The organism is Streptomyces longwoodensis (assembly GCF_001514125.1).
GTDB lineage: Bacteria > Actinomycetota > Actinomycetes > Streptomycetales > Streptomycetaceae > Streptomyces > Streptomyces longwoodensis.
In genome coordinates this window covers 36,806-61,578 of the sequence record NZ_KQ948552.1, presented here as the reverse complement: position 1 = coordinate 61,578, position 24,773 = coordinate 36,806, and the positions used below count along the sequence as shown (strand labels likewise).

Annotated in this window: 22 protein-coding genes; 13 read left to right on the top strand and 9 right to left on the bottom strand. The window is 75.4% G+C overall.

Annotated elements, in window-relative coordinates:
• Positions 1-13: 13 nt before the first annotated feature.
• The 4 genes from AQJ30_RS12715 to AQJ30_RS38720 all read left to right on the top strand — a co-directional run bounded on the left by AQJ30_RS12715 (position 14) and on the right by AQJ30_RS38720 (position 3,066).
• Complete coding sequence (locus AQJ30_RS12715) at positions 14-928, top strand: SDR family oxidoreductase (protein WP_067233537.1); 915 nt, start codon at positions 14-16, stop codon at positions 926-928.
• A gap of 41 nt (positions 929-969) precedes the next feature.
• The gene (locus tag AQJ30_RS12710; protein ID WP_067232812.1) at positions 970-1,767 is read left to right on the top strand and encodes an SDR family NAD(P)-dependent oxidoreductase; all 798 of its coding nucleotides are present in this window, start codon (positions 970-972) and stop codon (positions 1,765-1,767) included.
• Positions 1,768-1,956: 189 nt separating this feature from the next.
• Positions 1,957-2,655, top strand: a complete 699-nt coding sequence (locus tag AQJ30_RS12705; RefSeq protein WP_067232810.1) for a L,D-transpeptidase family protein — start codon at positions 1,957-1,959, stop codon at positions 2,653-2,655.
• A gap of 237 nt (positions 2,656-2,892) precedes the next feature.
• On the top strand, positions 2,893-3,066 hold the full coding sequence (locus AQJ30_RS38720; protein WP_168218209.1) for a hypothetical protein: 174 nt from the start codon (positions 2,893-2,895) through the stop codon (positions 3,064-3,066).
• A 98-nt stretch (positions 3,067-3,164) separates the two neighbouring features.
• On the opposite strand, the gene AQJ30_RS12700 is transcribed toward AQJ30_RS38720, so the two are convergent.
• Positions 3,165-4,553 (bottom strand): S1 family peptidase, encoded by a 1,389-nt coding sequence (locus tag AQJ30_RS12700; protein WP_067232806.1) that lies wholly within the window; start codon positions 4,551-4,553, stop codon positions 3,165-3,167.
• Positions 4,554-4,725: 172 nt separating this feature from the next.
• Here AQJ30_RS12700 and AQJ30_RS12695 point away from each other — a divergent pair, with 172 nt between their 5' ends.
• Positions 4,726-5,130: a PPOX class F420-dependent oxidoreductase gene (locus tag AQJ30_RS12695; RefSeq protein WP_067232803.1), complete on the top strand. Its 405-nt coding sequence runs from the start codon at positions 4,726-4,728 to the stop codon at positions 5,128-5,130.
• Between the two features lie 84 nt (positions 5,131-5,214).
• On the opposite strand, the gene AQJ30_RS12690 is transcribed toward AQJ30_RS12695, so the two are convergent.
• Together AQJ30_RS12690 and AQJ30_RS12685 are read right to left on the bottom strand one after the other, a co-directional pair.
• Positions 5,215-8,010, bottom strand: coding sequence for a S9 family peptidase (locus tag AQJ30_RS12690; RefSeq protein ID WP_067232801.1), 2,796 nt, complete (start codon positions 8,008-8,010; stop codon positions 5,215-5,217).
• Between the two features lie 247 nt (positions 8,011-8,257).
• Complete coding sequence (locus AQJ30_RS12685; protein ID WP_067232798.1) at positions 8,258-8,671, bottom strand: Zn-ribbon domain-containing OB-fold protein; 414 nt, start codon at positions 8,669-8,671, stop codon at positions 8,258-8,260.
• Positions 8,672-9,015: 344 nt separating this feature from the next.
• Between AQJ30_RS12685 and AQJ30_RS12680 the strand changes: the two genes are divergently transcribed.
• Positions 9,016-9,855 (top strand): ATP-grasp domain-containing protein, encoded by an 840-nt coding sequence (locus AQJ30_RS12680; protein ID WP_067232796.1) that lies wholly within the window; start codon positions 9,016-9,018, stop codon positions 9,853-9,855.
• A 60-nt stretch (positions 9,856-9,915) separates the two neighbouring features.
• Complete coding sequence (locus AQJ30_RS12675) at positions 9,916-10,581, top strand: peptidoglycan-binding domain-containing protein (RefSeq protein ID WP_067232793.1); 666 nt, start codon at positions 9,916-9,918, stop codon at positions 10,579-10,581.
• 62 nt (positions 10,582-10,643) lie between these two features.
• Here the strand turns inward: AQJ30_RS12675 and AQJ30_RS12670 are convergent, their stop codons facing one another.
• From AQJ30_RS12670 to AQJ30_RS12650, 5 genes are all read right to left on the bottom strand, one after another.
• Entirely contained in the window at positions 10,644-13,079 is a 2,436-nt protein-coding gene (locus AQJ30_RS12670) for a SpoIIE family protein phosphatase (protein WP_425424143.1), read from the bottom strand.
• Positions 13,080-13,146: 67 nt separating this feature from the next.
• Entirely contained in the window at positions 13,147-13,527 is a 381-nt protein-coding gene (locus AQJ30_RS12665) for a hypothetical protein (protein ID WP_211278974.1), read from the bottom strand.
• 300 nt (positions 13,528-13,827) lie between these two features.
• Positions 13,828-14,751: a MurR/RpiR family transcriptional regulator gene (locus tag AQJ30_RS12660; RefSeq protein WP_067232789.1), complete on the bottom strand. Its 924-nt coding sequence runs from the start codon at positions 14,749-14,751 to the stop codon at positions 13,828-13,830.
• A gap of 182 nt (positions 14,752-14,933) precedes the next feature.
• Entirely contained in the window at positions 14,934-16,634 is a 1,701-nt protein-coding gene (locus tag AQJ30_RS12655) for a phospholipid carrier-dependent glycosyltransferase (protein WP_067232786.1), read from the bottom strand.
• Positions 16,635-16,725: 91 nt separating this feature from the next.
• Positions 16,726-17,385 (bottom strand): nucleoside/nucleotide kinase family protein, encoded by a 660-nt coding sequence (locus AQJ30_RS12650; RefSeq protein WP_211278973.1) that lies wholly within the window; start codon positions 17,383-17,385, stop codon positions 16,726-16,728.
• Positions 17,386-17,465: 80 nt separating this feature from the next.
• On the opposite strand from AQJ30_RS12650, the gene AQJ30_RS12645 reads away from it, so the two are divergent.
• The 6 genes from AQJ30_RS12645 (at position 17,466) to AQJ30_RS12620 (ending at position 24,255) form a co-directional block, all read left to right on the top strand.
• Positions 17,466-17,861: a YybH family protein gene (locus AQJ30_RS12645; protein ID WP_067232781.1), complete on the top strand. Its 396-nt coding sequence runs from the start codon at positions 17,466-17,468 to the stop codon at positions 17,859-17,861.
• A gap of 65 nt (positions 17,862-17,926) precedes the next feature.
• Positions 17,927-18,667, top strand: coding sequence for a beta-phosphoglucomutase family hydrolase (locus tag AQJ30_RS12640; protein WP_067232778.1), 741 nt, complete (start codon positions 17,927-17,929; stop codon positions 18,665-18,667).
• Positions 18,664-21,006, top strand: coding sequence for a glycoside hydrolase family 65 protein (locus AQJ30_RS12635; RefSeq protein ID WP_067232775.1), 2,343 nt, complete (start codon positions 18,664-18,666; stop codon positions 21,004-21,006). Before AQJ30_RS12640 ends, AQJ30_RS12635 begins: the two co-directional genes overlap by 4 nt.
• 145 nt (positions 21,007-21,151) lie before the next feature.
• Positions 21,152-22,648 carry a hypothetical protein gene (locus AQJ30_RS12630; protein ID WP_067232773.1) on the top strand — a complete coding sequence of 499 codons (1,497 nt, stop codon included), beginning with the start codon at positions 21,152-21,154 and terminating at the stop codon, positions 22,646-22,648.
• 5 nt (positions 22,649-22,653) lie between these two features.
• Positions 22,654-23,649 (top strand): lysylphosphatidylglycerol synthase transmembrane domain-containing protein, encoded by a 996-nt coding sequence (locus AQJ30_RS12625; protein ID WP_079083995.1) that lies wholly within the window; start codon positions 22,654-22,656, stop codon positions 23,647-23,649.
• 108 nt (positions 23,650-23,757) lie between these two features.
• The gene (locus AQJ30_RS12620; protein WP_067232770.1) at positions 23,758-24,255 is read left to right on the top strand and encodes a DUF5709 domain-containing protein; all 498 of its coding nucleotides are present in this window, start codon (positions 23,758-23,760) and stop codon (positions 24,253-24,255) included.
• Between the two features lie 93 nt (positions 24,256-24,348).
• Here AQJ30_RS12620 and AQJ30_RS12615 read toward each other — a convergent pair whose 3' ends face one another.
• Positions 24,349-24,537: a hypothetical protein gene (locus AQJ30_RS12615; RefSeq protein ID WP_067232768.1), complete on the bottom strand. Its 189-nt coding sequence runs from the start codon at positions 24,535-24,537 to the stop codon at positions 24,349-24,351.
• Positions 24,538-24,773 lie beyond the last annotated feature (236 nt).

Genomic DNA, 24,773 nt, shown 5'->3' with positions numbered 1-24,773 from the left:
CGGGAGGCCGGACATGACGGAGTCGTTGCGGGGCAGGGTCGCGCTGGTGGCGGGCGCGACGCGCGGGGCGGGCCGCGGGATCGCGGTGGAACTCGGCGCGGCGGGCGCCACCGTCTACGTCACCGGACGCAGCACCCGCGCCCACCGCTCCGAGTACGACCGCCCCGAGACCATCGAGGACACCGCCGACCTGGTCACCGGGGTCGGCGGCGAGGGGATCGCCGTCCCCACCGACCACCTCGACCCCGCCCAGGTCCGCACGCTCGTGGACCGGATCGCCGACGAGCGCGGCCGCCTCGACGTCCTCGTCAACGACGTCTGGGGCGGCGAGCACCTCTTCGCCTTCGACACGCCCCTGTGGGAGCACGACCTCGACGACGGGCTGCGCCTGCTGCGGCTCGCGGTCGAGACCCACGCCGTCACCAGCCACCACGCCCTGCCCCTGCTGCTGCGGCACCCCGGCGGCCTGGTCGTGGAGATGACCGACGGGACCGCGGAGTACAACCGCGACCGCTACCGCAACTCCTTCTTCTACGACCTCGCCAAGGCGTCCGTGCTGCGCATGGCCTTCGCCCTCGGCCACGAACTAGGCCCGCGCGGCGCCACGGCCCTCGCCCTCACCCCGGGCTGGCTGCGCTCGGAGATGATGCTCGACGCCTTCGGCGTGCGGGAGGACAACTGGCGCGACGCGCTCGGGCAGGTCCCGCACTTCGCGATCTCGGAGACCCCGCGCTACGTCGGGCGGGCCGTCGCCGCACTGGCCGCCGACCCCGACGTGGCCCGCTTCAACGGCCGGTCCCTGTCCAGCGGCGGCCTGGCCCAGGAGTACGGCTTCACCGACCTCGACGGCAGCCGCCCCGACGCCTGGCGCTACCTGGTGGAGGTGCAGGACGCGGGCAAGCCCGCGGACACCACGGGCTACCGCTGAACCGGATCCGGCCGGGCGGCACGGGCTCTACCGTCGGTGCCATGACACACGCACAGCGCTTCGAAGGCCAGGCAGTCCTCGTCACCGGCGCCGCCCGCGGGATCGGCCGGGCCGTCGCCCGCCGGCTCGCCCAGGAGGGGGCGCGGGTGCTGGTGACCGACGTCGACCTGCCCGCGGCCCGGCGGACCGCCGCCGCGCTGCACCAGGAGGGGCTCGCCACGGCCGGGTACGCCTGCGACGTCGCGGACCGCGCCTCCGTGGAGGCGGCCGTCGCCCACGCCGTGGAGACCTTCGGCGCCCTCGACGTCCTGGTGAACAACGCCTACGGCTGCACCCCCGACGCCCCGCTCTTCGAGGACGAACCCGACGAGGCGTGGGCCCACGACCTCGACCTCACCCTGACCGGGGCCTACCGGTGCAGCCGGGCCGCGCTGCCCCACCTGGCGGCCGGCGGGCGCGGCGCCATCGTGAACATCGGCTCGGTCAACGGCATGCAGGACTTCGGCAACCACGCCTACAGCGCCGCCAAGGCCGGCCTGGGCTCCCTCACCCGCACGCTCGCCGGGCACGCGGCCGCCCGGGGCGTGCGGGTCAACATGGTCGTCCCCGGCACGGTCCGCACCACCGCGTGGGAGGGCCGCGACGACGATCTGGAGGAGATCCGGACCCTGTACCCGCTCGGCCGGGTGGGCGAGCCGGAGGACGTCGCCGCCGCCGTCGCGTTCCTCGCCTCCCGCGACGCCGCCTGGATCACCGGCACCTCGGTCGTCGTCGACGGCGGCATCACCGCGGTCAACACCGGCTTCCGGCGGGCGACCGGTCGCACCGAGGAGGACTGAGGCCCGAGGGGGCCGAGGCCCGCCGGCACGATGACCGGTTCGCGTACGTGACGACCGTCACGGCCGAACTTCACTGTTTCGTCACAGCTCCCACCCTGCTACAACCCAAGGGCGCGTGATCGTGTCTAGTTCATCGAGAGCGGCGCACACGACGCGCTCCACGCACACGGGGTCAGGGAGAGGGCGGACATGGGGGACATACGCAGACGAGGGGTGGTCGCCCTGGGGATGACGGCGCTGGTGGCGCCGCTCACCCTCGCACTGGGCGCGGGACCGGCGCAGGCGGCGGGCAGCTGCACCACGCAGGCCGGGCCGTACCAGAAGCAGGTGGAGAAGTTCCTCGGCCGGCCGGTCGACGGGAAGCAGTCCACCACCGACTGCCGGGCCATCCAGGCCTTCCAGAACAAGCACGGCATCACGCCGAACATCGGCTACGCCGGGCCCGTCACCTGGGGCGTGATGGACCTGATGAACAAGCAGAAGGCGGTCGGGAGCAACCCGAACAAGGACCACAAGTGCCCGACGAACAAGGGTCGGATCGCCTGCGTGAACCTCACGCTGCAGATCAGCTGGATCCAGGACGGCAGCCGGCTCGTCTACGGGCCGGTCCCGGTGCGCACCGGGCGCGACGGCTACGAGACCCGCACGGGTCTGAAGAAGATCTACTGGCGGCACATCAACCACGTCTCCACGATCTACAACGTGCCGATGCCGTACAGCCAGTTCTTCGACGGCGGGCAGGCCTTCCACTCGGTCGGCGTCAGCATGTGGAACCCGCCGGGGTCGCACGGCTGCGTCAACATGACCACCGCGACGGCCAAGAAGTACTGGTCGCTGCTGAAGACCGGCGACGACGTCTTCGTCTACGGCCGCAAGCCGGGCACCTGACCGGCGCGGCGGGACGTGGCGCGTGACACACGCGGACCGGGCGGCTCCCCAGGGGGCCGCCCGGCTCTCGTGGTGCGGGCGTTCCCGCAGGTCCGGGCGGACTCCCCGGCGGGCCCGGGCCGTTCGACGCGCCTGTTTCCTGCGAGATGGACGTGATCAGCAACACGGTCCGATTTGCCCGGAATATCACGTATTAACTCACGCGGCCTTCACCTTGGACACCGTAAGATTCACAGCATGTCCACCAGTGTTGAACCCGTTTCCGAGCGATCGGCCGCGGAGGTCAACGAGGAGATCCGGGCGTTGTGGCTCCGGTCGGGCGGGACACTGAGCGTCGAGCAGCGCGCGGAGTACCAGCGCCTCGTCCTGGAGTGGGCCGCCGTGGCCCAGCAGCGGGCCGACGCGGCCTGACCGCCGGTCCGCACACCGGGCGGCCATCCCGCGCCGCACCCCGGAAATCCCCGTAGCACCGCGTCCCACGCATCCCGGGGGCCGCTTCCGGCGGCCCCTCAGCTCCACGTCGTCGAGTAGTACCGCTGGTACGCCTTGCGGTCCCGCTCCGCGCGCAGGTAGCGGGTGGCGACCAGCGCCACCAGGCTCCCCGCGATCACCAGCAGGCCGGGACCGACGGCGCCGGGGTCCGTGAGCCGCGCCACCAGCGTCCGTCCCGTCCCCGTGCCGCCCGCGACCGGAGCCGTCGAGCCCGGCGAGGCCGCGCCCGGTGCGATCGCCGCCTGGGTCGGGGACGCCGACGGGGCCGCCCCGGACGAGGGGGACGCGCTCGCCCCGCCCGCCGCCTGCGCGGACACGATCAGCTTCACGTTCAGCCGGGTCAGCGCCGCCGTCACCGGCTGGAAGAACGTCGTGCCGCCCGTGGTGCAGTCGCCGCTGCCGCCCGAGGTGACCCCCAGCGCGATCCCGTCCGAGAACAGCGGGCCGCCGCTGTCGCCCGGCTCGGCGCAGACGTTCGTCTCGATCAGCCCGGTGACCGTGCCCTCCGGGTAGTTCACCGTCGCGTCGAGCGCGGTGACCTGCCCGTCGCGCAGTCCGCTGGTGCTGCCGCTGCGGAACACCCGCTGTCCGACGGACGGGTCGGCGAGCCCGGTGATGCGGACCCCGTTGCCGTTGCCGATCGCCACGACGTCGGCGCCGTCGCCCGCCGCGCCGTTCGCGTACTGCACCAGGGAGAAGTCCGCGCCGGGGAACGCGGAGTTCACGGTCCGGCCGACGGGCCGGGTGCCCTGGTTGTCGGCGAACCACTGCGCGCCCGCGGGACCGCAGTGCCCGGCGGTGAGGATGAAGTCCCGCTGACCGTCGGTCACGTTGAAGCCCGCGGAGCACCGGCCACCGGTCGACAGGATGGGCTGCGCGCCGTTCAGCCGGGGCGTGAAGGTGCCCGGGGTGCGCTCCATCCGCACGAAGCTGCCGATGCCGTCCGCGACCCGCGTGAGCCGGGCCCAGTCCGTGGCCGACACGGTGCTGTCCCCGCGCACCACGACACGGTTGGTGCGGTAGTCCAGCGCCCAGGCCGTGCCGGCCACCCGCGGGGCCGAACGCAGCGCCGACGTGGCCGACTTGAGCTCGTTCATGCTGTGGCCGACCACCTTCGCCTCGGCGCCGGCCCGCCTGACCTCCTCGGCCGCGCCCGCGTCGGTGACCGCGACCACCGTCCGCCCGTCGTCGCCGACCCAACTGCCCGCCGTACGGGCCGCGCCGAGGCGGTCCACGAGGTCCGCGCCCGTCGCCGACAGCGTCCGGGCCGCACCCCGCTGCGGAGCCTGGCCGCCCGGCTCGCCGGCCATGGCGGACTGCGCGACCATGGCCCCGCCGAGGAGCAGTCCGCCGACGGCCGCCAGTCGTGTCACTCGCCGGACGATCCGCCGTCGTACGTGCCTCATGCATCGCTCCCGAACCCGAACGCGCGCGGCGTCGACACCGCGGGGCGCTCCGGTCGTCGAGCACCCACTGTCCATACGGGCCCGGGGGGCGCGGCGTTCAAGGCCGACCCCGGGGAGGCGGGGGGAGATCGCGAGGGGGTCCCGCGGGGCCCGCCGCCCCTAGACTGCCGGGATGGACGAGACGCTGCTCGACCGGCTCGGAGCGGGCAAGTACCTGCTCCTGACCAGTTACCGGAAGAACGGGACGGCCGTGGCGACCCCGGTGTGGGTGGTCCGCGACGGGGACGCGCTCGGGGTCTGGACGACCGCCGACTCCTGGAAGGTCAAGCGGATCAGGGCCCGCCCCGGTGTCCTCGTGGGCCCCTGCGACCTGCGCGGGCACCCGACCGGCGACCAGACGCCGGCCACCGCGGAGATCGTCGACGCGGCGACCGTGGGCCGCTACCGGCAGCTCATCGCCCGCAAGTACGGCCTCACCGGCCGGCTCACCCTGCTGGGCAGCCGCCTGCGCCGCGGGCTGGACGGCACGGTCGGCATCCGGGTGACGCCGGGCGCGGCCGACGACGCGACGCACTGACGCGGTATCGCACTGCCGCAGCAAGGCGATGACGCACGAGGGCCCGGACCGGTCGGCCGGTCCGGGCCCTCGCCACTCTGCGGTCTACGGCGTGTCCGTCACGGTTCCCGTGAACGCGGCGCCGCCGGGCACCGGTCGGCCGTCGTCGTCGGTCTGCTCGAACCGCACCGACTCCGCCGGCTCGGCCACCTGGTCCGTGAGCGTCGGCAGGCCCAGGTCGTAACGGGTCGAGCCCGCCGGGAACTCCAGCCACACCCAGGCGCCCGTGGCGGACAGCGCACGCTCCGGGTCGGGCTCCTCGCCGGTCCACTCGCTCAGCCACCGCGGGTCGACGTCCTTGGTGGACAGCTCCGCCCCCTCGGTCACCGGGACGATCCGGAACGGCAGCCAGATGTCCACCGCGCTCGGCTCCGACAACGTCATCCGCCAGCCGAGCGCCTGACCCTCGGTCACCCGGCCCGCGGTCGGCGTCACCGTGAGAGCGGGCATCGGGTCGTCGTTCTCGACGGTGACGCCTCCCCGGTGCGCCCCCACCACGGCACCGCGCACCGCCTTGACGGCGATGTCGTGCTGGACGTCGTAGGAGAACGCCGTGTCGCCGCGCACCGTCACCGGCACGTCGATGTCGTGCCGGCCGGGCCGCACCGTGACCAGCCGGTCCCGGGCGTGGCCGGTGGCGGGGTCGAGGACGTAGACGCGGACCTGTCCCGAGCCGTGCCCGGAGACGCGGACCGGGACGGTGTAGGTGCGCACGCCGGTGTCGCCCTCCTTGACCGCCGTGCGGCCCACGTCGACGCGCGGCAGCGCCGCCGCCCGCACCGCCGGGGTGCCGGGGCGCCAGCCCCAGGCGTCGACCAGCCAGGCCCGACCGGCGCCCGAACGCGGGGTCAGCGCGAGCGCGGTGACGTGCCGCAGGTCCAGCCCGGCGCGGGTGGCCGCGGTGAGCGGGACGCGGACCTCGCGCGCCCAGGACGAGGCGGTGCGCCCGCTGCCGGGCAGTGCGTCGACCGTGACCCGGCCGAGCGCGGCCCGGTGGCCGGAGGCGTCGGTGACGGCCACGTCGAACGGGGTGCTCCCGCTGTTCGGCGGCACGATCACCCGCAGCGCGAGGCTGCGCGCACCGGCGAGGGACACCGCGGCCCCGGGCCGCAGCGCGGCGGTCGTGCCGCCCGGCGCGGTCCAGGTCAGCGCCACCGCGCGGCGGCCGGTCTCACGGTCGGTCTCCCAGCCCGCGAAGTGCGGGGAGGAACCGGGGACTTCGGGGTCCAGGCAGGCTACGGCCGGGTCGGGGTCGACGGCCGAGCAGAGCCGGCCGCCGGTCACGGTGACCGGCCCGTCCGGCAGGAACCCTCCGCCGCGCCCGGCGCCCACCGCGTGGGTCAGGACGCGCGCCGGGTCGGCGGACGGCGCGCGCAGGCCCGTGCCGTCCAGCAGCGGCCGCGCGCGGTCGTCACCGGCGACGAACAGCCGGGCCGCCGCGGCGATGTAGGTGGCGCCGGCCCGGTGCTGCTGGTCGGCGGTCAGCCGGGTGGCGCTGCCCGGGGAGCACACCGGGTCCCGCTCCTGCTCGTCGTCCCAGAAGTCGTCGGAGGCGGGTGCCTCGGCCTGGCCGGGCGTCCACTCGCTGTTGAAGAAGTTGTGGTTGGCGCCGACGACGTAGACCGCGCTGTGCAGGGCGGTGCCCTTGCTGACGCCGCGGGTGCCGTCGACGTACACCTCGCCCTGGAGGTCGGACACGTCGCCGTCGCAGCCCGGGAGGATCGTGGCGGACGGGACGTCGGCGACCGGATTCTGGCCGAAGATCGTCGGTCCGACGAGCACGGTGCCGCGGATGGTCCAGCGCACCGGGCCGCGGGCACCGTCCTGGTCGGCGGGCGGTGGGTAGAGGCTGTCCATCGCGGCCCGGTTGACGCCCTCGCCGCCGCGCGAGTGGCCCACGAGCAGCACGCGCGACAGGTCGGCCCGCGGCACGCGGTGGAGCGCGGCCGGGGCGTGGTCCGGGTGGGCGGCCCAGTCGGCCCAGTCGGCGAGGTGCCGGCGCACCAGCGACGAGCGGGCCTCGGCGCCGCCGTCCTCGGCCTGCCAGTCCTGGCCGTTGACTCCGTTGGCCGAGATCGAGACGGTCACGTAGCCCTGGGAGGCGAGGAGTTGCTGGTCGCGGAGGTAGCCGCGGTGGCTGGGGATCGGCCGGTAGCCGTCGGCGCAGGGCCAGTCACCGGTGACGTCGTCCTCGGCGCCCGGCTTGTAGCAGGTGGCGTGCCGGCCGTGCAGGAAGAGCGCCAGCGGACGCCTGCCCGCGGCGTTCTTGGGCGCGACCACGACGGCCTTCATCTCCACGGGCCGCGGCAGGCCGGGCAGCGCCACCGGGTCCAGGTCGTAGGCCGAGGTGAGCGTGCGGTACGCGCCGGGCCGGCCGGGGTCGACCGCACCGGCCGGCGCCGGTGCGGCGGGCGCGACGGCGGGCGGCGGGGTGACGGACGGCGGGGTGCGGCGGCCGGGGGCGCGGTGTTCGTCAGGGGCGTCCAGCCGGCGCCCGCCGGCCAGTGCCCGCAGGTCCTTCAGGTCCGCCGGGCGGCCCCGTTCGAGGGCGAGCCGGAAGGTGCGGCCGTCCCGGCCCGCCACCGGGACGCCGAGCAGCCGTTCGCCCGCGTGGAACTCCACGCGCGCGTCACCCATGGGCACCGGCGCGGGCGCGTGCCAGACCAGCTCGGGCCGGCCCCCCTGCGCGGTGAGCTGCCAGCCGGGTGGCAGCCCGGTGTCGGACAGCGTTGTCGACGGTCGTGTTCCGGGCGGCTGCTGGGCCGCCGCCAGGCCGGGCGTGCCCGCCAGTGTCGCGAGCAACGCGACGGCGGTGACACCTATGTGCCGGGCACGGATCAATGGTCCCCTCCTCGCACGTGGCGCGCGGGCGACCCGTCGGTCACGGGAGCCTCACGCGCCCCGGAGGATGCGAGGCGGTGCCTGTGGGTTGCCTGTGCCCCGCCGGTCCGGCGCGGCGCGGCACCGGAATCCGGCCATCGCGGAAGAGGGGCGCCGGGGGAGGGGCGCCGTGGGAGGGCGAAGACCCTGACGGTAACTCAGGTCCTGTCGGTGACAGGTACTGACGGTGACAGGTCCTGACGGTGGCTCAGGTCCAGGCGCGCAGCGGCTCGTCGACGAGCTGGAAGACCGGCTCGCCGCGCACCGGGTCCTGGGCCGTCGACAGCCGGACGCGGTCACCGCTGTGGACGCCGATGGGCGGGCCCATGACCCGGCCCCGGACGACGAACCCCTCCGCCATCTCGATCAGCGACACGTTGCGCGCGGCCGGCGTGTTGCGGTGCACCACCGTGGAGTGGCGGACCGTGCCCGTGCCCTGGCTGCGCTCGGTGCGCAGGTCGCTGCCCCGGCACACCGGACACAGCACCCGGTGGTACACCGCGGTGCCGCAATAGGTGCAGCGCTGGAACACGATGGCCTCGCCGTCGGGACCGCGGCGGTCGAGGACGCCCGCCGGGGCGCCCGTGCCCTGCTGAGCACCGTCTCCTGCGAAGTGGTACACGCTGGTCAACTCCCTGCACTACGCCGGAATCCACGCGCACGGCCCGGCCGCGCACCCGTCCGCGCGGCCACCGTGCCGCCGCGCACCCGCTCAATGTATGGCACTCAGTGCCAGGCGTAAAGATACTGCGTACCACGAAAAAGGAACCGGGTGCCCGTCGATGGGGGCGCAGCCCGTACGGGGCTTCGAGTGCGCCTCGACCGATGCTGTAGTCCTCGGTGTCCAGGTCTGGCACTCAGTGCCCCCTTCGGGGTGTGAGGCGGTCCGCCCGGCCCGCGCGCGGGGCCGTCGCCGCCACGCCGTAGCCTGTCGGGGCCCCGCCCGCCGTGACCTGGAGAGACCGCATGGCCGACGCCCGCCCCCGCATCCTGTACGTCAGCGACCTGGCGTACCCGGCCCGCGGGCGCCGCTACTGCGACGAGGACATCCTGCTGACCTCCCGGCTGCGTGCCGAGTTCGACCTCGCCCTGTGCCACCCGCGCGAGGCGGCCGCGCTGATGGACGCCTTCGACGCCGTCGTGGTCCGCAACAGCGGCCCCGTCCTCGGCTACCGGGCGGAGTACGACGCCTTCCGCGAGCGCGCCCTGCGGCAGGGCACCCGCGTGTACAACCCGCTCACCGGACGCGCCGACATGGCGGGCAAGCAGTACCTGCTCGACCTGAGCGCGGCGGGCCTGCCCGTCATCCCCACCGTCGACCGCGCCGAGGACCTGCACCGGCTGCCCGGGGCCGACCGCTACGTCGTCAAGCCCCGCCTCGGCGCGGACTCCATCGGCCTGCGGGTCGTGACCAGCGCCGAACTGCCCGCCCTCGCCGACGGCACGGTGCTCGTCCAGCCCCACGTCGACTTCGCCCACGAGGTCTCCTTCTGCTTCGTCGACGACGCCTTCCAGTACGCCCTGTACGCCCCGGACCCGGACCGGCGCTGGGAACTCGAGCCGTACGAACCCACCGTCCGCGACCTGGAGTTCGCCCGCCGGTTCATCGAGTGGAACGGGCTGCGGCACGGCATCCAGCGCGTGGACGCCTGCCGCGCCCCCGACGGCGAGCTGCTGCTGGTGGAGCTGGAGGACCTCAACCCCTACCTGTCGCTGGACGCCCTGGACGAGGACCGGCGGGAGGCCTTCGTGACCGCCTTCGCCGCCTCCCTGCACCGCTTCCTGGACGTCGTGCCCGCGCACTGAACCCGGACGGCGGCCCGTCCGTACCACTCCCCGGGGACACGAGATCCCTGAGGAGGCAGCGTGCCGACACCGCCCGAACCGGGGGAGCCCCCCGAGCGCCCGGTGCTCGAACCGATCCGGGTCCTGCGGCCCCGCCGCACCGACGCCCTCGCGGCGCTGTTCCGCGAGCTGACCGAGGACCGGCCGCCCACCGGCTACGAGCCGGTCGCCGTGGGCGCCGGCCGCCCCGGCGGCGCGGCCGACACGGAGGCCGACACGCAGGAATTCCCGCCGGTGCCCGGCGGACCCACCCCGGCCGCCCCCGGCGCCCGCCGCCCGGCGCGCCCGGCGTCGCGCCCCGGCCCGCGTCGCGCGGCCGTCGCCGGGGGCGTTCTTGCCGCCGCCCTGGCCGGCTTCGCCTGTGCCCTGCTGCTGCCCGGCACGGACGGCGGAACGGCCGCGCGGACGCCGCCGACGGCCACCGCTCCGGCTCCGGCGGACCCGGTCCCCGCCGACCCCGACGGACCGGGCACCCTCCGCGAGGGCGACAGCGGGCCGGGGGTGACCGACCTCCAGGAACGTCTGCGCCGCGTCCCTGACGTCTACGACGACGGCCCCACCGACGGCCGCTACGGCACCGTCCTCGCCGAGGCCGTCGCCCGCTTCCAGCTCTGGTACGGCATCCGCGGCGACGAGAGCGGCGTGTACGGCGACGACACCCGGCGCGACCTGGAGTCACGGACGTGACCACCGCCCCCGGCCTCCCGGCGCCCCGCGGACCGGTGCCCGGTGGACCGGTGCCCGGCACGTCAGGACGTGGCGTCGTCCTCGGGGACGCGGATGTCCAGCACGCACACGTCGTCGTGCTGCTCGGCCTCCAGGACGGCGCTGAGGAGCCGGTCGAGCGAGACGGTCCCGGCGGCGGCCTGGGCCGCGACGGCCCCTGCCAGGCGCTCCAGGCCCCGGTCGATGTTCTCCGCGGGCCGCTCCACCAGGCCGTCGGTGTAGAGCACCACGCGGTCGCCGGGCCGCAGCAGGCACTCGGCCTCGCCGTAGCGGGGCGTGTCGGACGCGCCGAGGAGCATCCCGGCGGGCCGGTCGAGGTAGCGGACCGCGCCGTCGCGCACCAGCAGCGGCGGCGGGTGCCCGGCCTGCGCCCAGACCAGGCGCCGCTCGGCGGGGTCGTAGCGGGCCAGCACCATGGTGGCCGTGCCGTGCGAGTCGCGGGAGTGCAGCAGCAGGGCGCTCAGCCGGTGCAGGGCGCCGGTCAGCGAGGAGCCGGTGATCACCATGCCCTTGGCGGTGAACCGCAGCTGGGCCATGGTGGCCACGGCGTCCATGCCGTGGCCCGCGACGTCGCCGAGGACGAACAGGGCGTCGCCGTCCGGCAGCTGGATGGCACTGAACCAGTCGCCTCCGACGTTCAGCCCCGACTGGGCGGGCAGGTAGGCGACTTCGACGCGCAGCCCGGCCAGCTGCACCGGCTTCTCCGGCAGCGGCAGCAGCGCGTCCTGGAGGCGGGCGGCCACCGTCCGCTCGGCCTGGAGGACGCCGTGCTGGGTCAGCATGGCGCGTTCGCTGGCCAGCAGGGCGAGTTCGGCGCTGCGCTGCGCGGTGAGGTCCTGCACGAAGCCGTGCACCTCCACCGGCGTGCCGTACTGGTCCGACACGGCCTCGGCGACGACCCGCAGGTGCCGGACACCGCCGCGGGTGACGATGCGGAACGGCACGTCGCACGGCCGCCCGAGGCGCACCAGCTCCCCGACCGCCCGGGCCAGCGCGGGCACGTCCTCGGGCAGGGCGAGCTCGGGAAGGGCGGTCAACTGCAGGGCGCCCAGGGCGGGATCGCGCTCGAATATGGTGAACACCTGGGAGGACCAGCTGACGTCACCGGCGGCGAGGTTCCAGTTGGCCCAGCCCAGGTTGCCGAGCCGCTGGACGTCCGCGAGCCGCTGCTCCTGCCGGTCCGAGGGGTCGTACGGCAGCCAGGTGAGGACCAGTCCGTCGCCGAGCCGCTCCACGTGCGCGCAGACCGTGGACAGTTCGGTCTCGCCGCCCACCGTCCGCTGCCGGGCGAAGGGCTCGCTGGTGAAGGCCGTGCCCCGCGTGAGGGTGTCCAGGCAGCCGTGCCACAGCGGCTCGCCGGTGATCGCCGGCCAGCACTCCAGCAGCCGCAGCCCGGTCAGCCGGCGTCCGCTGCGGCCGGTGGAGTCGACGGTGTCGGCGGTGGCCGCGTCCACGCGGAAGTCCTCGACGGCGCCCGACGGCGCGCGGACCGGGGTGAGCAGCACCGCCTGCACCGGCAGCCGGTCGAACACGGCCTGCACGGCGTCCACCGCGGAGCCGAGCGCGGGCTCTTGCCGGGTGCCGAACATGGCCAGCGGGCCGGCGCACAAGTGCGCGACCGCCTCCAGGTGTTCGCGGGTGCGCTGCGGGAACGGCGCGCCGACGCCGCGCAGGAACCCGACGACGACCGCGGCCCGCTCGTCCCCCGAGCCGCCGGAGCCGCCCGGGCCACCGGCGTCGCCCGGGCCGCCGAGGACCGGGAGCCAGGCGCGTGACCCCCACCGCTCGGGCGGCTCCCCGATGAGCAGGTAGCGCTTCCGGTCGGTGCGCGAGTCCTCCAGCCAGCGGGGCTCGCCGCTGCGCAGGGCCTCCAGCGGGGCGATCCCGGTGAGCGGCGGCACCTGCTGCCACTGCCGGGCCAGGGCGTCGTCGACGCCGGCGTGGCCGATGAGTTCGAGTCCGCCGGCGGGCAGGCGGGCGTAGAGGAGGACGGCGTCGACGCCCACGTCCGGTGCCACGTGCTCCAGCAGGCAGCGGGCCAGGTCCTGGGGGGTGCTCACCCGGACCAGGGCCCGGCCGAGCCGGGCGAGGGCGAGGGCGACGTCCTCGGCGGTGCCCGGCGGGACGTCGGGCAGGGCTGCGGTGGCGTCGACCTCGTACGGTCCGGGTCCCGGCGCCGGGGCGCTGGGCGGGGCCAACGTGCCGAGCGTGATCCAGCACTCCTCCAGGAGGGTGCGCCGCGCGGCCTTCGCCCGCTGGAGCAGCACGTCGTGGGCGGCGTCGGGGGTGCAGCCCAGCCGGGCCATGACGGCCCCCTTGGCGCGTTCGACCACCGCCGAGGTGGCCGCCACGTCCTGGAGTCGGTCCATCTCGGCGCGCTGACGCGCCACCACCCGGGTCAGCGCGGCCAGGTCGGGCGCTCCGCCTGACTCTCCGGGCACCGCGGGTTCGCTCGTCACGGAACGAGCATGACACAGGCCCGGCTGTTCGATCGCGGTCCCGGGGAGGACCGGGAGCGCGCCGCGCTCACCGTCCGGAGGTGTGCTCCACCAGCGCCTCGGTCACCGCGCGCACGCTGCGGGCGATGTGCTGGAGCTGCATGATCTCCGCGGCGTACAGCCTGATCGTGTGTTCGATGACCGATTCGGGCAGCCCCAGGCGGGGCAGGTCGGCGCGGGCGGTCTGCAGGGCGGTGCGGGCCACCCGGATCTCCTGCTGGACCTGGAGGTGGGCGTGGCGGGCGAGGAGTACTGGGTGGCGCAGCAGCGCCGGGTAGCTCGCGTAGCGGGCGGGCACGAGCTCGCGCAGCCACTTGGTCGCCGAGCGCTCCCAGTCGTAGCTGCCGGGGCTCTTCACCTGGCACGGCCAGTCCGGGCGGGTGCGCGTCGTCGTCGTGGGCATGATCATCGCTTCCGGTGTACGGCGTCGGGACGGGTGGCCCGACCTGGCGGGGCGGCCCCGGCCCAGGGGATGACCGGGGCCGCCGCGGGCACGCGCGCCGGGCGGTGCCCCGGGCACCTCCGCGCCGGCGTGGGTAGGGGACGGCGGCTCGGGGATGTCCGTACGGGAGCCCTGTCGGGCGGGTGCGGCCGTGAGCAGTATTTATATATGCCGTCTCCTTTGCAAGACGTATGAAAACATTCATGTGCGCTGGGCGCGCAGTGATCCCACGTCAGTTTTCAACGAGGGGGGTGCGCCGGTGGCCGCTCAGTCCCGCAGGAAGAAGTGGTGCTGCTCGGCGATCTGCTCGTACTCCTCCAGCCGCGCCTGCGTGCGCTCCGGGCCGGCGTCGGTCATGGCCTGCAGCAGCGCGGCCGACATCACCCCCGGCGCCGCGTAGGAGTCGAACACCAGCCGGGAGCCGGTGCCGGTGGCGAAGGTGACGTCCGCCTCGTCGGCCAGCTGTCCCAGCGCGAGGTCGGTGACGAGGGCGACCTTCAGGCCCGCGCTGCGCGCCACCCGCACCGCGGTGAGCGTCTCCTGCGCGTGCCGGGGCATCGAGAACGCCAGCACCCAGGTGCCCCCGGCCTCCCGGGACTGCAGCAGCGCGTCGTAGGCGACGCTGCCCCCGCGGGTCACCACCCGCACGTCCGGGTGGATGCGGCGCGCGGCGTAGGCGAAGTACTCGGCGAGCGAGGCGGAGATGCGCAGCCCGAGCACGGTCAGCGGGGTCGACCCCGACAGGCTCCGGCCGACGTCGATGACCCGGTCCGGGTCGGCGAAGTCACGGCGCAGGTTCTCCAGGTTCTCGATCTCCGCGTCGACCGCCGACTGCAGCTCGTTGCTGCGGTTCACCTCGTCCGTCGCCGGGCCCCCGGCCAGCGCGCCCAGGGCGATCGCCTGGAGCTTCTCCCGCAGGGCCGGGTAGCCGCTGAAGCCGACCGCGCCCGCGAACCGCGTCACCGAGGGCTGGCTGACGCCCACCCGCTCGGCCAGGTCGGTGATCGACAGGAACGCCGCCTCGGTGATGTGCTCGATCAGGTACTGGGCGATGCGGCGCTGTCCCGGGGACAGCTGGGGCCGGTCGAAGAGTTCCCTGAGCCGGGACGTCGGAGAGCCCTCGGCCTCCGGGGCGGTCCGGCCCGAGGTGATCGCTGATGCCTGCGCACGTGCCTGCTGCGGCGATGGCACGGGTGCGCCTCCTTTGTCTCCCACGACCACTCAACATAGCCCACCGGCCGCGCCTGAACGGGGGCCGCGAGCACACCCGTCGGGGCGCCGCGCGACCCGCGCGACCTGCGCCGCCGTGCGCGGGTCCCGGTGCCCGGCCCGCCGGGTCCTCCCGGCACCGGGAAGTTCCCGGGCACGTCGGCCTACCGGCGGTACAGGGTGATCGAGTGGCCCACTTCGTCCACCGGCCGGCTGTCGTCCAGCAGCCGCGCCAGCCGGCCCCGCGCCTTGGCCGCCGCCGAGTCCGACACGACCAGCAGCCCGCGCACCTCGCCGTCGGGCACCCGCAGCGGATCCGCGGCGTGGATGCCGTAGGCGGACGGCACCCCGCTGCCCTTGTACACGAGCCACACCCGCTGACCGGGGTACCGCTCGCGCAGCCGGTCGGCGAGCCGGCCCAGGTCCTGGCCCCAGTCCACGTTGGAGTCGTGCAGCCACACGTGCGTGCGGGCCGGGCCGCCGAACGCCTCGTTGGCGTACGGCAGGTAGTAGGGGAACGTCCGCAGCGAACTGACCGCCACCCACGCCACCAGCAGCCCCGTCACCCCGACCGCGAACCCGGCCGGCGTCCCGACGCCGAGCCGGCCCCGGCCGGACGCACGGCCACGCGGGCCGGTGCGCAGCGTCACGACGCACCCGCCGGCCACCGCCAGGAAGAGCGGCAGGAACACGACGTACCGCGTGCCGAAGTCCCGCGCCCCGGTCATCGCCGCGGCCAGCAGCACCCCGGACGGCAGCAGCACGTACGGCGCCGCCGGGCGCAGGCGCCGTACCGCCGGCAGGGCCACCGCCCCGGCCGTCCACAGCGCGAGCAGCCCGAGCGGGGTCTTCACCAGCAGCGCGGCCGGCAGGTAGTACCAGTGCGAGCCGGTGTACAGGTGCCCGAACAGGAAGCCCTGCCACGGCTGGTTCTCCAGCCCGAACTGCATCCGCATGCCGTCCCGGTAGGCCGGCGGGAACGGCAGCAGGTCGACGAGCAGACCGCGCAGCCCGTGCACCACGGGCACGTGGGCGGCGCCCGGGTCCCAGCGCAGCCGGGGGTCCACGGCCAGGTACGCCCCCCACACGACGGCGACGGCGGCTCCCGCCACGACCCCGGCCCCGGCCAGGGCCCGCCACCGGCGGGCGGGCCACAGCGCGAGCACGGCCAGGGCCAGCAGCACGGGCACGGCGGGCAGCGCGCTCATCTTCGTCGCCACCGCCGCGCCCAGCGCGGCCCCCGCGAGCGGCAGACAGCGGCGCGGACGCTCGCGGGCCCGCCACAGCAGCCACACCGACGTCAGCAGGAAGCCCGCCATGGGTACGTCGAGGGTGGCCAGCGCGCCGTGGGCGATCACGTCGGGGGAGAAGGCGTACAGGGCGAGCGCCACGGCTCCCGCCGCGGGACCGGCCAGGTCGCGGGCGAAGGCGAACACCACCAGCCCGAACAGCAGGGTCAGCACCACGACCGGCAGCCGCGCCCACAGCATCAGCCGGCCGGGGTCGTTGCCCGAGCCGTACAGCAGCCGGCGTCCCGCCGCGCCCTGGTCACCCGTGAACGCCGCGTCCACGTGCGGGTCGGCCGCCGCGACCCCGACGGCGATCACCAGCTTGCCGAGCGGCGGGTGTTCGGCGTTGTGGCGGAGCCGGTGCGCGTGGAGGTAGTCGGCGGCGGTGGCCACGTACACCGGTTCGTCGATGGTCGGCGTCTGCTGCACGGCCGTGGTGACCATCGCGACCGCCATCTGACCGAGCAGCACCACCACGAGCAGCGGGGCGAGCCAGGAGCGGCGCGCCCGCGCGGGCGTGGATCCGCCCGCGTCCACCCGGGGGACCGGGACCGAGTGCAGTGTGCGCGCCATCATTCCCCACGGGTCGTACCGGCGGACCTCCCGCCCTGCCCACAGGTACGGCCCGCGGCCCGTCGAGGTTCAGCGCGACCCGGCCGGGCCGGTCTCAGTCCCGGCGCAGCCCCGCGACCTCCCGCACCACCAGGTCCGCCCGCTCCCGGGTCGTCGCCACCAGCTCGGCGTTGGCCTCGTCCGAGCGGTACACCCACGCCACCGCCTCCTCGTGGCTCTTGCCGAACTCCTCGTGCCGGGCCACCAGACGGCGCACCCGCTCCCCGGCGTCCGGGTCGCAGAACCACACCTCGTCCAGGTGCGGCCGCACCCGCGCCCACGCGCCCGCGTCCAGCAGCAGGTAGTTGCCCTCCGTCACCACCAGCCGCGCGGCGGGCGGCACCGGGATCGCGCCCGCGAGGGGCTGCTCAAGGACCCGCTCGAAGCCGGGCGCGTACACGGTGTCCGGCTCGTCGTCGCGCAGCCGGCGCAGCAGCGCCGCGTACCCGGCCGCGTCGAAGGTCTCCGGCGCCCCCTTGCGGTCGCGCAGCCCGAGGCGGTCCAGTTCCGCGTCCGCGAGGTGGAAGCCGTCCATGGGCACGTGCGCCACCCACGGCTCGCCGCCCTCGTTCAGCGCCGCCACCAGGTGCTCGGCGAGCGTCGTCTTGCCCGCGCCGGGGCTGCCGGCGATCCCGAGGACGGCGCGGTGGCCGCCGCGGACCAGGGAACGCGCACGCAGGAGGAGATCGTCGAACACCACAGACGCAGCACTCACGGACACACCGCACAGTGTGGCACCGCCCAGGTGAGGTACTGCGAGCAGCCCCGGCCCCGCCGGGGAGGAGGAGGACGCCCGTGCCCGACGACGAGACGCAGATCCGCACCCTGATCACCCGCTGGGCCGACGCGGTGCGCCGCGGCGACCTGGAGGGCGTGCTCGCCGGGCACGCCGAGGATCTCGTCCTGTACTACGTGCCCCCGCCCGACGGGGGCTTCCGCGGCCTGGCCGCCTACCGGGCGCTCTGGCCGCCGTTCTTCGCCTGGCAGTCCCAGGGGGCGCGCTTCGACCTCGACACCCTCGACGTGACCGCCGGCGCCCAGGTCGCGTTCGCGCACGCCCTGGTGCGCTGCGACCCGCCCGGGGACCCGGCCGAACCGCCCGCGCCCCGGCTGCGGCTGACGTTCGGACTGCGCAAGGAACGCGGGCGCTGGCTGATCGCCCACGAGCACCACTCCTTCCCGCACGACTGATCCCGTGGGGTGTTGTGGCGTGCGCCACCCGGTGGGCGGGCCCGGAGCGGGGAACGGTGTCCTGTATGACGACGCAGCTCGGTCTACCGGACACGATCCAGGCCTGCCTCTTCGACCTCGACGGGGTCGTCACGCGCACGGCCGTGGTCCACGCGGCCGCCTGGAAGGAGATGTTCGACGCGTTCCTGCGCGCCCGCGACGGTGACTCCTTCCGGCCCTTCAGCGACGACGACTACGACCAGTACGTGGACGGACGGCCACGCGCCGACGGCGTGCGCAGCTTCCTCGCCTCGCGGGACATCGAGCTGCCCGAGGGCACCCCCGACGACCCGCCCGACGCCGAGACCGTCCACGGCCTCGGCAACCGCAAGAACGAACTGCTGCTGGAGCGGATCCGCACCGACGGCGTCGAGGCGTACGAGGGCACCCTGCGCTACCTCGACGCGGTCCGCGCCCGCGGCCTGCGCACCGCGATCGTCTCCTCCAGCGCCAACACCCGTGACGTGCTGCGCTCGATCCACGCCGAGGACCTGTTCGACGTGCGCATCGACGGCGTGGTGGCCGCCGAACGGGGGCTGCCCGGCAAGCCGCGCCCGGACACCTTCCTCGCCGCCGCCCGCGACCTCGGTGTGGAGCCGTCCCGCGCGGCCGTCTTCGAGGATGCCCTGGCCGGCATGGACGCGGGCCGCTCGGGACACTTCGGGTACGTCGTCGGCGTCGACCGCGTGGGCCAGACCGACGCCCTCTACGCGCACGGCGCGGACATCGTCGTCAAGGACCTGGACGAACTGGGGGGACAGGCGTGATCACCGAAGGGGCGTACGCCGTCGAGCCGTGGAGCGTGCGCGAGACCGAGCTGAACCTGGACGTCCTCGCCCAGAGCGAGTCGGTGTTCGCCCTGTCCAACGGGCACGTCGGCTGGCGCGGCAACCTCGACGAGGGCGAGCCGCACGGCCTGCCCGGCGCCTACCTCAACGGCGTGCACGAGGTCCACCCGCTGCCGTACGCGGAAGCCGGCTACGGCTACCCGGAGTCCGGCCAGACCGTCATCAACGTCACCAACGGCAAGGTGCTGCGGCTGCTCGTCGACGACGAGCCGTTCGACCTGCGCTACGGGCGCCTGGTCTCCCACGAGCGCGTGCTCGACCTGCGCCGGGGCGTGCTGGAGCGGACCTGCGAGTGGACCTCGCCGGCCGGCTCCACGGTCCGGGTGCGCTCCACCCGGCTGGTGTCGCTGACCCAGCGGGCCGTGGCCGCCGTCGCCTACGAGGTGGAGGCCGTCGGCAGCCGCAGCCGGGTGGTGATCCAGTCCGAGCTGGTCGCCAACGAGAGCCTGCCCGAACCCAACGGCGACCCGCGCGCCGCGCGCGCCCTGAAGTCGCCGCTGGAGCCCGAGGAGGACATCACCGCCGGCCGGCGGCTGCGCCTGGTCCACCGCACCCGCCGCAGCGGACTGCGCGTCGCGGTCGCCGCCGACCACGTCGTCAGCGGGCCCGAGCGGACCACCACCGCCAGCGAGAGCAACGTCGACGTCGCCCGGCTGACCGTCACCTCCGTGCTGGAGCCCGGCGAGACGCTGCGCGTGGAGAAGCTGGTCGCCCACGGCTGGTCGGCGGCCCGTTCCCGGCCCGCGATGAGCGACCAGGTGGAGGCGGCGCTCGCGGCGGCCGGGCACAGTGGCTGGCAGGGACTGCTCGACGAGCAGCGCGACTACCTCGACGACTTCTGGGCCCGCGCCGACGTCGAGGTCGACGGCGACGAGGAGATCCAGCAGGCGGTGCGCTTCGCGCTCTTCCACGTCCTGCAGGCCGGTGCCCGCGCCGAGCAGCGCGCCATCCCCGCCAAGGGGCTGACCGGGTCCGGCTACGACGGGCACGCCTTCTGGGACACCGAGACCTTCGTCCTGCCGCTGCTGACGTACACCTCGCCCGACGCGGTCGCTGAGGCGCTGCGCTGGCGGCAGAACACCCTGCCCGCCGCCCGTGAGCGCGCCGCCCAGCTCGGCCTGCGCGGCGCCGCGTTCCCCTGGCGCACCATCGAGGGCTCGGAGGGCTCGGCGTACTGGCCCGCCGGTACCGCCGCCTTCCACGTGAACGCCGACATAGCGGATGCCGTGAAGCGCTACGTCGTGGCCACCGGTGACACCGACTTCGAACGCGACACGGGCGTGGAACTGCTGGTGGAGACCGCCCGCCTGTGGCGTTCCCTCGGCCACCACGACCCGCACGGCACGTTCCACATCGACGGGGTCACCGGCCCCGACGAGTACAGCGCCATCGCCGACGACAACACGTACACCAACCTGATGGCCCGGGCGAACCTGCTCGCCGCCGCCGACGCGGCGGAGCGCCACCCCAAGGAGGCCGCCCGGCTCGGCGTCGACGACGAGGAGAGCGCGGCCTGGCGCGACGCCGCCGAGGCCGTCAACGTGCCCTACAACGACGAGCTGCGGGTGCACGAGCAGCACGCGGGGTTCACCCGCCACCAGCGCTGGGACTTCGCCGCCACCCGGCCCGACCAGTACCCGCTGCTGCTGCACTTCCCGTACTTCGACCTCTACCGCAAGCAGGTGGTGAAGCAGGCCGACCTGGTGCTGGCGATGTACACCTGCCCCGAACACTTCGACGACGAGCAGGTCGCCCGCAACTTCGCCTACTACGAGCCGCTGACCGTGCGGGACTCCTCGCTGTCGGCGTGCGTGCAGGCGGTCATCGCGGCCCAGGCGGGACACCTGCGCCTGGCCTACGAGTACACGGCCGAGGCCGCGCTGATGGACCTGCACGACCTGGAGCAGAACACCCGTGACGGACTGCACATCGCGTCGCTGGCCGGCACCTGGATGGCCCTGGTCGCCGGGTTCGGCGGGCTGCGCGACGAGGGCGGCACGCTGTCCTTCAAGCCGCGCCTGCCGGAGAAGTTCAGCCGGCTCGCCTTCAGCCTGCAGTTCCGCGACCGCCGCCTGCACGTGGAGATCACGCCGGGCAAGGCCGCCTACCGCCTGCTGTCCGGGCCGCCCCTGACGATCCACCACCACGGCGCGCCGCTCACCGTCGACGGCGACGGTCCCGTGGTGCGCGACGTGCCGTCGCTCCCCGCCCGGCCGACGCCCGAGCAGCCGCCGCACCGCGCCCCGCACGTGCGCTGACCGTCCACCGCCCCGACCGGCCCCGTCCAGCACGGCGGCCGGTCGGGGTCTGGGCTAGTTTGACCTTGTTGTCCCGGCGCCCGTCCACCCTCCGGGCCGCGGGGTCCCGCGGGACCCCGCGACGGGCGGAGGCGAAGGTCGGACGATGGTCTACGGCGTGGATGCCCTGCTCACCGGAGTGCGGCGGCGCGAGCCGCGGACGCTCCCCGGCACCTCCTGGCGGGCCGGCGACGACGCGCTGCTCGCGGCCGTCGCCGGCGCCTTCGTCCTCGCCCAACTGCTGCTGGTGGGACCGGGACTGGGCCTCGGCTGGGACGAGACCGTGTACGTCAGCCAGGTCGGCGCCCAGGCCCCGGCGTCCGCCTTCAGCGCCCCGCGCGCCCGCGGCGTGTCCCTGCTGGCCGCCCCGGTGGCGTCCTGGTCGACGTCCACCGCCCTGCTGCGGACCTACCTCGCCCTGCTGTCCGGGCTGGTCCTCCACCTGGCGCTGCGCCAGTGGCGCGGCCTCTTCCCGGCCCCCGTCCTGGCCGGCGCCGGGGCGCTGTTCGCCACCCTGTGGGTGACGCTCTTCTACGGCCCGCAGGTCATGCCGAACCTGTGGGTGGCGCTCGGCGCGCTGATCTGCGTCGGCTGCTTCCTGCGGGCGTGCGCCGACCGCGCCGACCGGGCTGCTCTGGGGGGCGTGGTGGCGGGCGCTGCGCTCATGGCGTGGATGCGGCCCACCGACGCGGTGTGGGTGGCGGCGCCCCTGCTCGTCCTCGCCCCCGTGACCCGCCGCCCGCGGCTCCTGGCCGCGCTGGTGGCGGGCCTCGCGGCGGGCGCGGCCGAGTGGGTGATCGAGGCGTACGTCCGCTACGGCGGCCTCGCCGAGCGCTTGGCGGAGGGCTCCCGCGTGCAGGGCGGCCTGGGCTGGCACGCCGCCGTCGCCGACCAGATGCGCAGCCTCGTCGGACGCACCCTGTGCCGTCCGTGCACCGCGCCGATGCCCCACCCGGTGGTGATGCTGTGGTGGTTCGCCCTGCCGCTGCTCGCCGCGCTGGGCCTCGTCGTCGCGGTCCGCGCCGGACGCACCGCGCGCACCCTGGTGCCGCTCGCCTGCGCGGCCACGGCCGCCTTCCCGTACCTGTTCCTCATCGGGTACGCCGCGCCCCGCTTCCTGCTGCCCGCCTACGCGCTGCTGGCGCTGCCCGTCGCCGACGCGCTGCTCCACCTGGTCCGCGGGCCGGACGGCCGGTGGCGCCCGGTGGCCGCCGTCCTGGTGGCCTGCGCGCTGGCCGGGCACCTGGGCGTGCAGTACGCCGTCCTGCACCGCACCGTCGAGCGGACCACCGCCGACCGTGTCGCCTGGGCCCGCACCGCCACCGGGCTGCACCGCCTGGGCGTCCGGCCGCCCTGCCTGGTCACCGGGGACCGGGCGATCCCCGTCGCCTACTACGCCGGCTGCGCGTCCGCCGCCACGCGGGGCCCGGACACCACCACCACCGAGGCGGGCATCCGCGCCACCGCCGAGCGGATCCCGGTCGCCCACCTCACCGGCCCGGGCCACCCCACGCCCGCGTACGCGTATGCGTGGGAGGACCACCGGATCGGCGAGGTCGGCGTCCAGGTCGCGCCGACGGCCCGTCAGGACTCCTCCCGGTGACACCGATGACGCCCCCGACGCTCAGGACGAGGGAGCAGGCGGCGCCCACCCCGGTCGCCGAAGAGCCGGCCCCCGCGCCCACCCCGTCCTTACGCCGCATCCGCTGGCACCTCGCGCTCGCGCTCGCCGTCCTGGCCGCCGTCGCCTACGTCGCCCGGCGCCACTGGCCGGTCCTGGAGCGCGGCGCCGGACGGCTCGCCGACGCCGACCACGGCTGGCTGCTGCTGGGCGCCGTGCTCACCCCGGCCACCTGGCTGTGCGCCGCCCTCGCCCAGCAGGGCGCGGTGCCCCGGACGTTGCCCCGCGCCCGGCTCGTCGCCGCCCAGTTCGCCGCCGGTGCCGCCAACCACCTGCTGCCCGCCGGGCTGGGCGCGGGCGCGGTCAACCTGCGCTTCCTGCTGCGCTGCGGCGTCCCCGCCGGGCGCTCGGCCACCGCGCTCGCCGTGAAGGGCACCGCCGCGGTCCTGACCCGCGGCGCCCTCGTCGCCGTCCTGGCCCTCGGCTGCCCCGGCGTCCTGCGCCCGCCGGAGGTCCCCGGCACGGCCCTCGCCGTGGCCGGCGGGTCGGCGCTGGTGGTCGCCGCGCTGCTGCGGGGCCCGCTGCGCCCGCGCTGCCGGCGGGCGGCGGCCGCGGTCCTCGGCGACATCCGCGCCGTGCACGCCCGGCCGAGCCGGGCGGCGGCCCTGTGGGGCGGCTCACTGGCCTTCGCCCTGCTGCACGCGCTGGTGCTCGTCGCCGTCGGCCGGGCGGTCGGCCTGCCGCTCGCGTCGGCCCGGGTGGCCCTGCTCTACCTCGCCGCCAGCAGCGCCGCCGCCCTGCTGCCCACCCCGGGCGGCCTCGGCTCCCTCGACGCGGTGCTCGCCTTCGCCCTCACCGCGGCGGGCAGCCCCGGCGCGACCGCCGCGTCCACCGTCCTCGGCTACCGGCTGCTGACGGCGTGGCTGCCGCTGCTGCCCGGCCTGCTGGTCCTGGGCGTGCTGGTCCGGCGCCGGGCGCTGTGAGTCGCGAGCCCCCACGCCCGCGTTCCCGGCAAGTGCCGTGATTGGGCGGCCGCTGACGGGAAACGCGGACCAGGACGATCAGGCCCCCGGCCAGCGAAGGAGGCACCCATGGGCACCGAGCCCGGGACGATGGGCGACGACGCCTACCAGCCCACCGGAACCAACGAGGAGCAGGAGGACGCGTCCCCGCTGGACCTGCAGGACGCGGTCGACGAGCGCACCTACGACGACACCCTCGACGAGGGCTACTCGCCGCCGGAGAAGCCGCTGGGCGTCACCAAGTACGGCACCACCGCGGCCGAGCAGCACGAGGGCGAGTCCCTCGACCAGCGCCTCGCCCAGGAGGTCCCGGACGCCACCGAGCCCCTCGGCGACGACGTGGGCGACCTGCCGGGCGGCGAGGGCGAGCCCGTCGACCCCGAGGCGGGCACGCGGCGGGCCGGCCGGCTCGTCGCCCCCGACGAGGGCGCCCACACCGACGAGACCAAGGAGGAGGTCGCCCAGGACGTCGGCATCGACGCGGGCGCCGCGGGTGCCGAGGAGGCGGCGGTCCACATCGTCGACGAGGCGGACCTCCCGGAGGAGCGGGAGTCGGGGAGGTACTAGCCGGACGAGTCAGTCCCTCCGCAGGGGTGCCCCAGGGGCCGGGCGGTTTCCCGCCCGGCCCCTCGGCACGTCGATGGCCGTGTCCCGCAGGGCCTACGGCAGCAGCTTCTCGACCGCGTTCGGGTCCTCGGCCAGCTTGCGCCGGGCCCATTCGAGGTTGCGCGGCGTGAGGTCCCTGCCCGAGGCCATGACCACGTCCTCCGGCGACACGTCCGTGCCGTTGCACGTGTGCAGCAGGTTGTCCGGGGTGGCGCGGTCCTGGGAGGGCTGTGACGTCGACATATCTGGGCTCCTCGGGTCCGGATGGCACGTGCGCCCGGTGCCGTCACCGGGCTCGCCATCGCCGTTCACCGCGGGAGCGCACCGGGCATCCGGGAAACGGCCGGAGCCGCCCGGAGCCGCTGCCTCCCCACCACCACGGTAGCCCCGCCCTCCCCAGGACGGCCTCCCGGAGTTCCGAGATGCCGGTCCGCACCGCCCGGCGTGCAATGGAAGGGTCGGAGAACCCGCTCCGGCGG

Excerpts from the sequence above, each read along its gene's own strand:
- AQJ30_RS12715 (WP_067233537.1), top strand. The coding sequence starts at position 14 with ATGACGGAGTCGTTGCGGGGCAGGGTCGCGCTGGTGGCGGGCGCGACG.
- AQJ30_RS12710 (WP_067232812.1), top strand. The coding sequence starts at position 970 with ATGACACACGCACAGCGCTTCGAAGGCCAGGCAGTCCTCGTCACCGGC.
- AQJ30_RS12705 (WP_067232810.1), top strand. The coding sequence starts at position 1,957 with ATGGGGGACATACGCAGACGAGGGGTGGTCGCCCTGGGGATGACGGCG.
- AQJ30_RS38720 (WP_168218209.1), top strand. The coding sequence starts at position 2,893 with ATGTCCACCAGTGTTGAACCCGTTTCCGAGCGATCGGCCGCGGAGGTC.
- AQJ30_RS12700 (WP_067232806.1), bottom strand. The coding sequence starts at position 4,553 with ATGAGGCACGTACGACGGCGGATCGTCCGGCGAGTGACACGACTGGCG.
- AQJ30_RS12695 (WP_067232803.1), top strand. The coding sequence starts at position 4,726 with ATGGACGAGACGCTGCTCGACCGGCTCGGAGCGGGCAAGTACCTGCTC.
- AQJ30_RS12680 (WP_067232796.1), top strand. The coding sequence starts at position 9,016 with ATGGCCGACGCCCGCCCCCGCATCCTGTACGTCAGCGACCTGGCGTAC.
- AQJ30_RS12665 (WP_211278974.1), bottom strand. The coding sequence starts at position 13,527 with ATGATCATGCCCACGACGACGACGCGCACCCGCCCGGACTGGCCGTGC.
- AQJ30_RS12655 (WP_067232786.1), bottom strand. The coding sequence starts at position 16,634 with ATGATGGCGCGCACACTGCACTCGGTCCCGGTCCCCCGGGTGGACGCG.
- AQJ30_RS12640 (WP_067232778.1), top strand. The coding sequence starts at position 17,927 with ATGACGACGCAGCTCGGTCTACCGGACACGATCCAGGCCTGCCTCTTC.
- AQJ30_RS12630 (WP_067232773.1), top strand. The coding sequence starts at position 21,152 with ATGGTCTACGGCGTGGATGCCCTGCTCACCGGAGTGCGGCGGCGCGAG.
- AQJ30_RS12625 (WP_079083995.1), top strand. The coding sequence starts at position 22,654 with ATGACGCCCCCGACGCTCAGGACGAGGGAGCAGGCGGCGCCCACCCCG.
- AQJ30_RS12620 (WP_067232770.1), top strand. The coding sequence starts at position 23,758 with ATGGGCACCGAGCCCGGGACGATGGGCGACGACGCCTACCAGCCCACC.
- AQJ30_RS12615 (WP_067232768.1), bottom strand. The coding sequence starts at position 24,537 with ATGTCGACGTCACAGCCCTCCCAGGACCGCGCCACCCCGGACAACCTG.